Genomic DNA, 12,743 nt, shown 5'->3' with positions numbered 1-12,743 from the left:
TAATTATACATAATTTATTAAGAGCGGACACTGTCCGCTCTTTAGGGTTTAGCATTATGTTAAATTATTCTTCCTTGGCAACGCCTGGAGTATGGTCTTTACCAGCTAGGGTTATATAAGAGGTACCTATGTAAAGGTACTCAATTTTACCTTCTCTAGCCAATTCTGCCACAGCCTTATCCACTTCTTTCTTTTTAACACCTATTTTTTCTGCAACTACACGGGGTTTTTCTTTGCTTACGCCTGCGAGATAAGCTAAAATTTTCTCTTTAACTTCTTCCATTGTTTACACTGCCCTTTCCTACCGTATGATTGAGTAAAAAATATTGAGATGCCGTCGCCTTACGACGACGGCCTAAAAACTATACTGCTGTTTAAGAGTCTACTTACCACTTGAACTGAGTGGTACTTCTGAAAGTAGTCTGAGCCAAAGTAAAGTCGTCAATATGCTTGTCAGTAAACTGCAGACCAGAAACTTCGAAGAACTTCTCCCAGCTAATACGATCAATCCACTCAGCCATACGCTCGCCGGGTTGAGCATTCTCAGCGTATACTTCAACTAAATGTTTAACTGCCTCAACAACTTCTGGCCAGCGCGGGGGATTGTTGGGCAAGAAAGGAATAGCTAGACGAGAGAATCTGGGACCGATACGGCTGTTGGAAATCTTACCACCAACCCAGATCGACACGGCATCATTCTTAGCGTCGATGATTTGTACAGACGGACACATGGTGTAGCAGTTACCGCAATACATGCAACGCTCAGCTTTAATGTCGATGGATTTCAATTTGGGGTTCGGACGGATAGCTGCGGTGGGGCAGCTAGCAGTCAGGGTAGGAATTTCGCACAGTTTGCTGATGTTTTCATGGTCAATCTTGGGAACAGTTCTGTGAATACCCAGAATAGCGATGTCAGAGCAGTGTACAGCACCACACATATTCAAGCAGCAAGCCAGTGCAATTCTCATCTTAGCAGGCAGCTTCATGGTGGTGAAGTACTCGAACAGCTCATCCATCACTGCTTTTACGATACCAGATGCATCGGTAGCAGGGGTATGGCAGTGTACCCAACCTTGGGTGTGTACAATGTTGGTAATGGAGTTACCAGTACCACCCACAGGAATACCCACTTCTTTCAGATCGGCAATCAAGGCATCAATTTTGGTTTCATCGCTTAGCAGGAACTCAATATTGTGACGGCTAGTGAATCTTAAGAAACCATCGCAATATTTGTCAGCCAAGTCGCAGATTTCGCGAATGAAGTATATACTAATCAGACGCGGAGAACCAGCACGTACAGTGTATAGCTTGGCTCCTGTTTCAGATACGTGTACTAAAACGCCAGGCTTTACGATTTCGTGGTACTGCCATTTACCATAGTTTTCTTTGATAATTGGTGGTAACATCTCTTTATAAAGCGGCGGTCCGATGTCGGTTCTTGCTTGTGCCAAAACAATTCACCTCTCCAATTTCATTAATTTATGCAGCATGGGCTTGCATATTATTCAACTTAGTCCTGAACAGTTTCTTCAGGCCACCAGAAAAAGAAGGGATTAGCACGTGGAGCAGATACCATTTGTGGAATAGGCTCTCTGCCAATACCTCGCAGAAAATTACGCATACCCAGACGCAGGATAAGCTCACCAATGCGCTCACGGGTCTTACCGTTTTCATCCCACCATTCCCAGCAGGCTTCAAAGAATTCTTTAATTTCATCATAGGGTGGCTCAACTTTCATAAAGGGAACGATTACCCAACCCATCATAGCCCCTTGAAGCATGGGAGCTTTACCGCCTACTAAGATAGTAGCACCACGATCATCTCCAGGTCGCAATGCTTTGCACATTTTGTTGATGCAGTGCATGCAACGGGTGCAGTTAGAGTTATCAATGGTCAGTTCGTTACCATCCCAAGACATGCATTTAGTGGGGCACTTAGAAATAACCACGCCATCAATATCAAAACCATCAGCAACATATTTACGAACAGCCTCCTGGTTGATCTTGATATCGTCTCTCCAGGTGCCCTGCACAGAGAAGTCAGAACGAGCAATAGACGCTACGCAGTCGTTGGGGCAACCAGAAATCTTAATTTTGGATTTATAAGGCCACATTGGACGATGCAGATAATCCTGATACTCATTGGTAAAGGAATGGCACATATCAGTAGCATCAATTAACGCAAATTCACAGCGGGCAGGACCAGCACAGCAACTGGGAGTCCGTAGGTTGGAACCGGAACCTCCTAAATCCATGGGATGCTCTTCGAAGTTTGATACTTCGTCAAAGATTGTTTGAATGTGTTCGGTTTTGGTACCTAGCAGAACCATGTCACCAGTGGCACCGTGTAGATTTGTCAAGCCAGAGCCATACTTTTCCCATACATCACATACTTGACGCAGAGCTTTGGTGTTGTAATACCAACCAGAAGGATGGTTGATCCGTAGGGTGTGGAACTGCTCAATATTTGGGAACTTCTCTGGTACGTCTGAGTAACGACCGATTACACCTCCACCATAACCCATAACACCTACCAGACCACCGTGCTTCCAGTGGGCTTTCTTTTCTTCATAGGAAAGCTCTAACTGGCCCAGTAAATCTTGGGCAGAAATATTGTTTGCGGCGGCTCTTTTCATTTCTTTTACAAAACTGGGCCAGGGGCCTTTCTCAAGCTCGTCCAAGAGTGGAGTCTTCTTGGTTTCGGTCATTAAGTACACCTCCATTTTTTATAAAAAGGATAGTTAAAAATCTATCCTAAAATTATTGGCAAAGTCGGTTACAGCTTCAAATACAGTTCATGTATTAACACATAAAACTAGCTAATGAGGAAAAACTAAATCTTTTAAAAGAGATACTTCAGTTTCACTAATTACACGTGTTCGAGCTTTCCCCTGGCAATGGAAATGTCACGAAATTTTCTCCTTATAAAGAGATTGTTCATGGTTTTTAGAATATTGATTACACTTTCTGTTACACTTAAAGTATAATTGAACCGTCAGTTTCACCTCAACACAGAAAAAGTTCATGTGTGTTAATACAGAACAGGTTGATAACATTGAAAAAATACAGTATGATTGAACAATTCATCAAAGAAAGCTCCATTCTGTAAGGGAGTTGGCAGGAAAACTTCAATGCAGTACACTTCTGATGTAAGACGCTTAAAAAAGAGCATAATATCTTTCATCCATTTGATAATTGCCACCTTAAAGATATAATAATTTTGGGGGGGATGAGCCCACTCCTCTTAGGCTGCATCCACCCCCCACTATCCCCTTCACAAAATATATTTTAAATGAATCGTCTGATGCATCTCAACACAGAAAAAGTTCATGTGTGTTAATACAAAACCGGGTGATAACATTGAATAAATACAATATGATCGAACAATTCATCAAAGATCTTGTCGAGCGTGAAAAAATAAAAACCGGTCAAAAACTCCCTTCTGTAAGGGAGTTGGCAGGAAAGCTTCAATGCAGCACACTAACTGTTGTAAGGGCGTTGAAAGAACTGGAACACCAGCATATTATCTATTCTGTTCCCAAGAGTGGATATTATCTAGTTTCCAAAGACGGCAGTCAACAAAAGGATCCAGGGAATATCATTGACTTCTCTACTGTTTTACCTGATATAGATTTAATCCCTTACGAAGAGTTTCAACATTGCCAGGACCGAGCAATGAAAATGTATAAGGAAGACCTATCATCTTATGGAAATGCCCAGGGATTACCTTCCCTAATACAAACGATGACCAAGCAATTACAGGATTATCAAGTATTTTGTAAGCCCTCGGCCGTAGCAATTACTGCTGGCTCACAACAGGCATTAGATATTTTAGTAAAATTAGATTTTCCAAACGGTAAAAGTACTGTTTTGATTGAAAATCCGACATATGAACCGATTATTAAAAATCTTGAAATGAATAAAATAAGAACAATCGGTATAGAAAAAACTTTTAACGGAATTGATTTAAATAGATTAGAGCAACTTTTTAAAGAAGAACCTATAAAGTTTTTTTATACTATACCCAGATTCCACAATCCACTTGGAAACAGTTACTCTAATAACGTAAAAAAGTCCATTCTTAAATTGGCCCAAAAATATGATGTTTATATAGTTGAAGACGATTATCTTGTTGATTTAGATACAAACAAAAAAAACGTTCCGATATTTTCATTTGACGACACCGACAGAGTAATTTTTTTAAAAACATTTTCAAAAGTTCTTTTGCCCGGCTTAAGAATAGCCGCAATTGTCTTGCCCGCAGAATTAGTAGCATCATTTTTAAAATTTAAGCAATGGTCCGATATTTACACGTCAATCCTTCCCCAGGGGGCATTAGACATTTATATCAAAAATGGCATATTTGAAAGATCAAAATTATTATTGCAAAGAACATATAAGGAACGCATGCAGTACCTTAAACATATCTGCAGTAAATTTGACCCTGAAATCTTAAAAGTGAATGTTCCCCCCACAGGATTCTTTTTATCTATGGAGACACAAAAAAGAATTAATTTTAATCACATAATCCCTGTGATGGCAAAAAAAGGGGTTATTATTAAAGATACCCGTGAGAATTTCATAGAAAAAAGCAGGGAAATTAATATATTGAAAATTAGCGTTTCCAGAACGGATAAGAAGAAAATCCACGATGGCCTACTTCACATTTATGACTATTTCGCCCAACAAAAGATTTCCTTCTAATCGCTTTGCTAGAAAATAAAAAGAGGGTGACCCAAAGGTCTAAAATAAAGTGGACCCTATGTCAAGGACAGTTTAAAAAAGAGAATTAGGCTGCTAAAAGCTGGTTCCTGTATTGTACAGGGGCCAGCTTTTTTAATCCCCATTGATATCTATGGTTGTTATAGTAATTGATATAGTGGTCAATTAGTTTTTCTACTTCTTGAAACGTATTACAGGTTCGATAATCAATTTCATCCTTCATGTGACCAAAGAAGGATTCTTGTGGAGCGTTGTCCCAACAGTTGCCACGCCTAGACATAGATTGGCCTAAACCATATTTCTTGAGAAGCCTCTGGAACGTTGGACTGGTATAATGGCATCCTTGATCGGAATGAACAAATGCGTCCTAAGATTCCATCTTCATTATAGGACCTAATCCATCTGTAAGCAGCCTGCTCATATCGCTTTACTCCAATAATATCAATATCGAATCCAGCATCCGTAAATATAGCTCGAGGCAACTTACCCTTCAAGTATTGGTCAATGAACAAACGTTTAAAATCATTGGTGTATGTGATGGAACGTTCAGAAACCTTAGCAACATAGGGGTTTGTCTCCAGTTTTTTGATGTCATCGGATGAAAATATAATTTTGCTCACTTTATCCTTCCTCCTGTTGCTATGATTGTACAAAAAAAGAACCCTATGGGTAAAACACTTTTTTCAAGTGTTCATTCCATTGGGTCCATTTTACTCCAACTTGGTGCCCTATCATTGGTCATATGCTTACTAAAACCAGTCCCAATAAATAATGTAAGTGCCCCCCCCACTAAAGAAGTTGCAATTTCTAATATTTCTGTTTCTTTTAACCTAATATCTTCTTCTATGTCCACCATTTACACCCCCGGTTTAGAGCACTATTAAAAGTTCCACAAATTCAAAAAACATTAGTAAGTTATCCAGAGAAGGGCTTTTGGATAAGTCACGTTCTGTAATACCTAAATCTTGACTAGCTTCAGCAATGTTTAAATACCTGCTTCGGTATTCCCAATTTTTAAATACCAAGATAATCAATATATTGTTCTATAGTACATGTTTGTCGTCTACCTATATAAGCACGACTTCCAATTACACATTCTTTTGAAAATTATTGGCTTGGAATCAAGGCTTTCAAATATATTCTTTCTAACAATTAACTATACTGGTTATTAACTGAATATGTTACAAGTTGCTTAATTATACTCTTATATCTATATTGTTATTAGTTTGAATGTGGGCAGACTCGTTTACAGCTGAGAATCTCCAATCAGATGCTCCATTAAGGGATAGTTCAAATATTTTTTGAATAATACACATCTTCATATGAATTAAACATGTGATTATCCCCTAATTTTTGATTAAACTCTTGAAATACACCTTTATTGAAATTTTTCTTTGATGGTATTAAATCTCGATACAAATATTTCTTCCATCCAGGCATAATTTCACCTCACCAATAAAGTTACATAATAACAATTTTTCCACCAATTCTTTTTGTTCTATTTTTAAATTCTTCATTCCTTCGGGTAATTTGTCGAAATTGTTTTAAGAATGAAGAATTTAGTTCGGCACAAAAAATCAGTTTGCAAAACGCTTTATTTTTCTGTCCATCTATTTGTTCGTCGCTGAGATTTGAAGTGCATTAAATTCTCGAGCAGACAATAATTTAGAAATGAGTTAGATCGACCTGGTTGATTAAGCAATCAGATTTGTCAAACAAGTCTAATTAACAACATTCACTAACAGTGCAAGGAGGATAATCCTTGAAAAGGAGCCCCAAACCCCTGGAGTTAGATATATTAAGGATTTTTTGTTTTGGGTTATGCTTTGTTCCTTTGGAAATTTTGCTTACCGATAAGATTAAACCCGCAAAACTTATATTACAAGTGCCAGTAAAATCGTACCTTTAGAGCATACTATCTTACCGTTATTAATCCGTAGTAGCTATAAAATGCGACGGGTAGATAATTCCCTGAATGGACTATTTGAAATCGAAAGGATTTCGTTTTTTCTTGTCCACGAATCTACTCTATAAGAATTCCTGCTCCGATGTAGTAATAGGAAGAACTTCGATCTAATGTAAGCTCGTTATTAGACTCTAGAATAAATTTTTCCCAAACCACATGATCAATACCATTGGTGGTTAAATCTAAAAGTTTAAATGTAGAATGGTCTAGGTTATATAGTGAATCTAAAAGTTTGAATGTATTATCCTCATATTTGATAAGCATGTAATGCAGTGCGGGAGTCAGATGCCCTATGCTGCACATAATAATTGCATATTTATTACCACCTGACTTAACTTTATCAATTAAATTTATATTTTCAGTGGCTATGTTAAGACTTTTTGCCATTGGCATAAGTGGGCTATTTGGTAACATACAAAAATAGGAATATGAATTCCAACTGTTACTTAATTCATTGGAGATTTTTTCTGGACTTGAATAAAGCTCAGGAATACCTATATTGTTTGGACCAATCTGTATATTTTTATGAATATTTGCAACAAAAGTTCTATCATTTATATTTTGAGCTTTTTTTGTTTCCCATAGATAATAAGCAATGGAGTGTGCACCGCAGCTATTACTCTCTATAGTTTGAGAAATGTATGGTTTCACAAAAACATCGATCTCCTTTCATATATCACGCACATTGGTAATAAATTCATAATTTATACATACTTCTCGCCCTAGAAAAATTTACAAAATACTTAAATATAGCATTTTAATTATTATGCTTTAATTATAAGATATTGCTGAACATTTCATTAATAAAACGTATACTACTAACTCTTAAGAAAAAATGCCCCAACCTCTATTTTATCGTAAAGGTTTGGGCACTAATTAGGGTTTATTTGGTAAACTACTGTCATTTGTTATGAGATCTACATCTCTTTTATTCAAACCGACAACATCTCAATAATTTTATTCGACTTTACTACACAGTCACAAAATTACACAGGTTCCCAGGCCTAACTTTAAAAGGTATCTTAAAGATATTTATATAGTTTTTAGCTAATAAATTATTTTAAGCTAATAAATTTGGACCTTTTCTAAGCCAACCAATTTACCCCAAATTTTTTGAACCATAACTTGTCCAAATAAAAATGGAACCATAAGATGTCCAAAGCGGACAAATTATGGTTCCATTTACAATTACGGCTATATTTCTTATAAAATAAATGGAGCGGGTGAAGGGAATCGAACCCTCGTAATCGGCTTGGAAGGCCGACGCTCTACCATTGAGCTACACCCGCATTGCTTATTGTACATTATTTCATTTCATTGGAACGAATATTATTATATCAAATCTTAACTTTTTGTCAACATTTAAAGTAAAGTTTTTATTTTCTAACATTTTTAACTCCAGGCCCAAATTACAGCCTGGAGTTATTTGTTTTCTATGGATAAAAGTAATCAATAAAGAAAATTTCTATATCAATGTCTTCATCCTGTACGTCTATGAGTCCCACAGAGGGCCTGTTTCTGCCCCTTGGCTGTACCGGACTGCCTGGATTCATGACAATAATATTGTCCACCACTCGAAAGTCAGAAACGTGAGTGTGCCCGTAAATAGCCACCTTTGCCCCCAGTTCCTTTGCCCTTTCAATAATTGACTGGGTCCCATACTTTACACCATGGCGGTGACCGTGGGTGATAAAAATTTTTAGGCCATTTATATTAAGGATATCCTCCAAGGGTCCATCACCTGCATAATCGCAGTTCCCCCGGACACCCCTGGCAGGCACCTTCAGGGTATAGGCCAGCTTATCACAATCGCGATAGTAATCGCCGGCGTGGAGAATAAGATCTACCTCACCCAAATGTTTACTAATATGATAAATGGCATCCAACTGCCCATGGGTGTCCGATACAACCAAAATACGCAAATCTTAGCCCTCCTGATTAGTATAAAGGCGGTACAGTAGCTCCATTGCCTTTTTTAATGCTTTCCCTCGGTGACTAATGGAGTTCTTATTTTCCAAATCCAATTCTGCAAAGGTTTGTTTGTGTTCTGGTACATAAAACAGTGGATCGTAGCCAAAACCACCCACACCCTTTAATTCCCCTAAGATCAACCCTTCGCAGGTACCATCTGTTGTGTGGATTGTGCCATCCGGTTGGGCAATGGCAATGACACATCGAAACCTAGCCGTCCGTTTCTCCTGAGGAACATCCCGTAGTAGTAGTAATAACTTGTCGTTGTTAGCAGCATCGTTCTTAGGTTCGCCGGCAAAGCGAGCCGAGTGTACCCCAGGTGCACCGTCCAACGCATCCACCTCTAAACCGGAATCATCTGCCAGGGATAATTCCCCTGTGAATGCAGCAGCAGCTCGAGCCTTTTTCACAGCGTTGTCGGTAAAGGTCTCGCCATCTTCCTCTACCTCACTAAAGCCAGGGTATTCCCCAATAGGTATTACTTGAAAGCCAAGGGGCTTTAACATTTCATCCAGTTCTTTTACTTTTCCTTGATTATTAGTTGCTAAGACTAGCTTCAAAAACGACACCTACCCTATCTTGGCAGCGATATCACCCAGTACTTGTCGCTGAATATCATTTAATCTTTGGATACCAGCGGTAGCTAAATCCAACAGTTGGTTCATTTCTTCTCTGGAAAAGGTAGCTTCCTCGCCAGTACCTTGAATTTCAACAAAACGACCTGCACCAGTCATGACTATATTCATATCCACTTCTGCTGCGGAGTCCTCTGCGTAGCACAAATCTATCACAGGAATACCATTAACTATTCCTACACTGGTGGCAGCAATAAAATCTTGCACAGGTATATTCTTTAGCATACCCTGTTCCACTAATTTGTTCAAGGCAAAAATCATAGCCACATAGGCCCCGGTAATAGATGCTGTACGGGTACCCCCATCGGCCTGAATAACATCACAATCCAGGGTAAGGGTTCGCTCTCCTAAAGCTTCCAAATCCACCACCGAGCGAAGGGCACGGCCAATTAGTCGCTGTATTTCCATGGTCCTACCACCCAATTTCCCCCTGGCTGCCTCCCTAATGGTACGGGTACCTGTGGCCCGGGGAATCATGGAATATTCGGCAGTTACCCAGCCCTTACCCTGCCCCTTTAAAAATGGCGGGACCCTTTCTTCCACCGTGGCGGTACAAATAACTCGAGTATCTCCTACTTCGATTAAAACAGAGCCTTCGGCATATTTGTTATAATTGGGTTGCATATTCACCGGTCGTATTTGATTATGTTTTCTTCCATCAACTCTATCCAATTTTTTGCCTCCTTATATAATTGCTTTAGAACGACTACGAGCCCTTCGGATAAGATGGAATTGGTCCGGTGGTGTAGCAGGGCTATTCCCTTCGTCCACAGGACCTACTAAACCCACCAAATCGTATAGTTCATCAATGGGATCCCAGAAGAATTCTTTAACCAGTCGGAAGTTAATAATCTCACTTGTTCTCTTTACATGCAGCCGAGGACCCGTGCAAGGAAATATGAGATTTTCCCCCACCTTAATATTTGTCTCATCATGATAGTAAATACAGAAATCCTTATCAATAATTTCTTTTACTCTCATTTCCAGTAGATCTAGATCTATTGGGGGAATCTCATCAAATTCCAAGATAAACCCATGCTTTATGTCGTTGTGAACCTTTGGACTTTTAATACCAAATTCATGCTCCAATACCAACCCTGTTATATCCTCGGCAGTGTGGGCCATTTTTCGATAAATTAATGATTCATAGACAATATCTACGATTTCCTGGGGTTCGGGTCCAAAGATATTTGGTCTAGTTACAATTACTTCTTCACCTATGCCAATCAGTATTTGGGCATTTCTTTTCAGCATCGGATATATTAAATCAAAATGTTCTATAATAACCCTACGCTCATTTTTGATGGCTTCTTTTATCGCTTCCACGATGGTCCAAGGCTGAGTAAAGGCCATTTCAAACCGTACATCCAAATGGTAGGTTCGATTACGAAAATGTTTTCTTTCAAAATCATCCAGAAGTGGCAATGGGCGTACATTGATTCCATCATCATCATTGGTCAACTCCAGCCCTGGAAACATCCCTCTAATAAGTAAGGACTTGCCTGCTCCGGCATCACCCACAAAACCAATCAAGTGATCCCCTGGGCTGAGGTAGCGGTGAGCTAAACTGCCGCCCAAAGCCAGCAAGCGGTAGCGTCCCCTGGGTGCAAAATAGACCGCATGCATTAAGTACTCATGAATAATGGATACTGGCAATGTTCCCCCCCCTTTAAATCTCTATGGTTGCTCCTTCCCTGGCCAGCTCCGTGATCTGTCCGAAACCCTCCTCCGCCTGTCTTTGTAGTTCGGAGAGAACATATTCGGGGTAAAAGTGGGTAATCATTAATCGCTTGGCACCGGCTGCAGCAGCCAGTTGCCCGGCCTGACGTGCTGTCAGGTGGTTCTCTTTTAAATAATCAGTATCTTTATCTAAGCCACTGGCCTCACAGAGAAGAAGGTCCGCTTCGGTTGTTAGTTTAATTAAATCTTCATTATAGGCAGTATCCCCTGAGTAAACAAGTTTCTTACTTCCTTCAAAGGATATACTGTAGACTGGCAAGTTATGTTTACCCGCTACGAAGTTTATCTTTAAACCTGCAAGGGTTATTTTTTTGGGTTCAGGTATTTCATCGATGATCTGAACTTCAAAGGCCTTGGTAAAACCTTTTATTCTTGTAAAATCCTCCGTCGGACCTGTAGGCATGTATAAGGGTACTGTCCGATTTATACGCCCCTCCCGGTTGGCCGACTCGATGGCATGTCTCAGGCAGTAGATATCCATAATATGATCCGGGTGTAGGTGGCTCAGAAGCACACCATCGAGTTCTTCGATGTTAATATGCTGCAGCATTTTACTAAGTACTCCATTACCTGCATCAATAAGCAAATTTCGCCCCATATCCTGTAATAAATAGCCTGAGCAGGCACCACTGACCCGAGGGTAAGGCGCCCAACAGCCTAGAACGGTAAGTTTCAAATTTGGTGACACCTCGCAGTTTTAACATATAGTCGTTTTCTTAGTCTTTGTCGAAAGGCTTGTTCGCTGTTCCTTAGCTGGCCATGGGCCTTGGGCCGTGAGCCATTTGCTATTAGCTTTTTGCGCCTTTAGTGTTGTGGTAATACCTTAAGGGTAGTACATGTATGGCTAGTGCTTAGGCCCTTGACTCCCATGGCTCATGGCCCAAGGCCAGCAAATAGAACTGTTACCAAAGGAAACCAAAAACCTATTGGCTAACAGCTAAAAGCTAACGGCTAACGACTAATAGCAAAGGCTATACACCCAATGGCTCCGTTGTACTGGGGGTGCTTGGGTACTATAACCGGTACTTTCATTTCTCTCTCCAGTATCTTAACCAGTGCTTGGTTATGGGCAACCCCACCGGTGAAAACTATGGTGTCAGTCAGGAGCTTTGTTAGCATAGGTTTAATTCTTTTGAAAATGGTGTAATTAACCCCTGCTCCTAGGTGAGCAATGGGATGCCCCTCCACCACCTTACCGATTAACTCGGTTTCGCCGAAAATAGCACAGGTTGAATTTAAATTCACCGGGTTCTCGGAATAGTTGGCTAGCTCCTCCATCTTGATATCCAGCACTGCTGCCATGTTTTCCAGATAACGGCCGGTACTGGCAGCACATTTATCGTTAGTTTGAAAATCCATCATCTTGCCCCGGGAAACGAGAACCACCTTACTATCTTGACCTCCTAGATCAAGCAGGGTAAATTCCTGAAGTCCGGTTTGGTGAATAGCACCCAGCACATGGGCTTTTATCTCTGGAACTATTTCTGCACCCTTTAGGTTAATGGTCTGTCGGCCATAGCCGGTGGCCACAATTTGCTCTGGTATCCCTAAGCCCAGGGCCTCAAAGTTTACCTGTAATTCTCCATCCACGCTTTTGCCATGTTCCCGATAAAAAGACACTGTATCAAATCTATAAAAATTAAAGTTTCCATCCTCTTCCTGGAGGGCTACTTTCACATTTCGACTTCCTAAATCAATACCACAAATCAA

The 12,743-nt window shown here is 40.0% G+C and carries 13 protein-coding genes, 1 tRNA gene and 1 pseudogene; 1 reads left to right on the top strand and 14 read right to left on the bottom strand.

The features are described 5' to 3' along the window. Positions 1-64: 64 nt before the first annotated feature. From ACYQ03_RS05940 to dsrA, 3 genes are all read right to left on the bottom strand, one after another. Entirely contained in the window at positions 65-283 is a 219-nt protein-coding gene (locus ACYQ03_RS05940) for a hypothetical protein (protein ID WP_459908352.1), read from the bottom strand. A 103-nt stretch (positions 284-386) separates the two neighbouring features. After that, complete coding sequence (gene dsrB / locus ACYQ03_RS05935; RefSeq protein ID WP_459908350.1) at positions 387-1,451, bottom strand: dissimilatory-type sulfite reductase subunit beta; 1,065 nt, start codon at positions 1,449-1,451, stop codon at positions 387-389. A gap of 59 nt (positions 1,452-1,510) precedes the next feature. Then, positions 1,511-2,707, bottom strand: coding sequence for a dissimilatory-type sulfite reductase subunit alpha (gene dsrA, locus ACYQ03_RS05930; protein ID WP_459908349.1), 1,197 nt, complete (start codon positions 2,705-2,707; stop codon positions 1,511-1,513). Positions 2,708-3,359: 652 nt separating this feature from the next. Between dsrA and ACYQ03_RS05925 the strand changes: the two genes are divergently transcribed. Then, positions 3,360-4,703 carry an aminotransferase-like domain-containing protein gene (locus ACYQ03_RS05925; protein WP_459908347.1) on the top strand — a complete coding sequence of 448 codons (1,344 nt, stop codon included), beginning with the start codon at positions 3,360-3,362 and terminating at the stop codon, positions 4,701-4,703. 85 nt (positions 4,704-4,788) lie between these two features. Here the strand turns inward: ACYQ03_RS05925 and ACYQ03_RS05920 are convergent. The 11 genes and pseudogenes from ACYQ03_RS05920 to ACYQ03_RS05870 all read right to left on the bottom strand — a co-directional run. After that, positions 4,789-5,088, bottom strand: a pseudogene (locus tag ACYQ03_RS05920) (IS3 family transposase); the annotation flags it as partial. After that, on the bottom strand, positions 4,994-5,341 hold the full coding sequence (locus ACYQ03_RS05915) for an HTH domain-containing protein (protein WP_459908346.1): 348 nt from the start codon (positions 5,339-5,341) through the stop codon (positions 4,994-4,996). The gene ACYQ03_RS05915 and the pseudogene ACYQ03_RS05920, both read right to left, overlap by 95 nt. Before the next feature lie 71 nt (positions 5,342-5,412). After that, on the bottom strand, positions 5,413-5,577 hold the full coding sequence (locus tag ACYQ03_RS05910) for a hypothetical protein (protein WP_459908344.1): 165 nt from the start codon (positions 5,575-5,577) through the stop codon (positions 5,413-5,415). Between the two features lie 1,167 nt (positions 5,578-6,744). Then, a complete protein-coding gene (locus ACYQ03_RS05905; RefSeq protein ID WP_459908342.1) occupies positions 6,745-7,338 on the bottom strand; it encodes a hypothetical protein in 594 nt (197 codons plus the stop codon). 564 nt (positions 7,339-7,902) lie between these two features. Next, a tRNA-Gly gene (locus ACYQ03_RS05900) sits at positions 7,903-7,976 on the bottom strand. Positions 7,977-8,120: 144 nt separating this feature from the next. Next, positions 8,121-8,609 (bottom strand): metallophosphoesterase, encoded by a 489-nt coding sequence (locus tag ACYQ03_RS05895; protein ID WP_459908340.1) that lies wholly within the window; start codon positions 8,607-8,609, stop codon positions 8,121-8,123. Between the two features lie 3 nt (positions 8,610-8,612). Beyond that, positions 8,613-9,218 carry an XTP/dITP diphosphatase gene (locus ACYQ03_RS05890; protein ID WP_459908338.1) on the bottom strand — a complete coding sequence of 202 codons (606 nt, stop codon included), beginning with the start codon at positions 9,216-9,218 and terminating at the stop codon, positions 8,613-8,615. Between the two features lie 9 nt (positions 9,219-9,227). Beyond that, positions 9,228-9,965: a ribonuclease PH gene (gene rph / locus ACYQ03_RS05885; RefSeq protein WP_459908337.1), complete on the bottom strand. Its 738-nt coding sequence runs from the start codon at positions 9,963-9,965 to the stop codon at positions 9,228-9,230. Between the two features lie 12 nt (positions 9,966-9,977). Further along, entirely contained in the window at positions 9,978-10,949 is a 972-nt protein-coding gene (locus tag ACYQ03_RS05880) for an alanine-tRNA synthetase second additional domain-containing protein (RefSeq protein WP_459908336.1), read from the bottom strand. A gap of 13 nt (positions 10,950-10,962) precedes the next feature. Then, complete coding sequence (locus ACYQ03_RS05875; RefSeq protein WP_459908334.1) at positions 10,963-11,709, bottom strand: MBL fold metallo-hydrolase; 747 nt, start codon at positions 11,707-11,709, stop codon at positions 10,963-10,965. 275 nt (positions 11,710-11,984) lie between these two features. After that, positions 11,985-12,743 carry an acyl-CoA dehydratase activase gene (locus ACYQ03_RS05870; protein WP_459908332.1) on the bottom strand — a complete coding sequence of 253 codons (759 nt, stop codon included), beginning with the start codon at positions 12,741-12,743 and terminating at the stop codon, positions 11,985-11,987.

It is taken from the genome of Desulfotomaculum defluvii, from assembly GCF_054657375.1.
The sequence above is the reverse complement of the archived record's forward strand: the minus strand, read 5'-3'. Positions and strand labels throughout refer to the sequence as shown.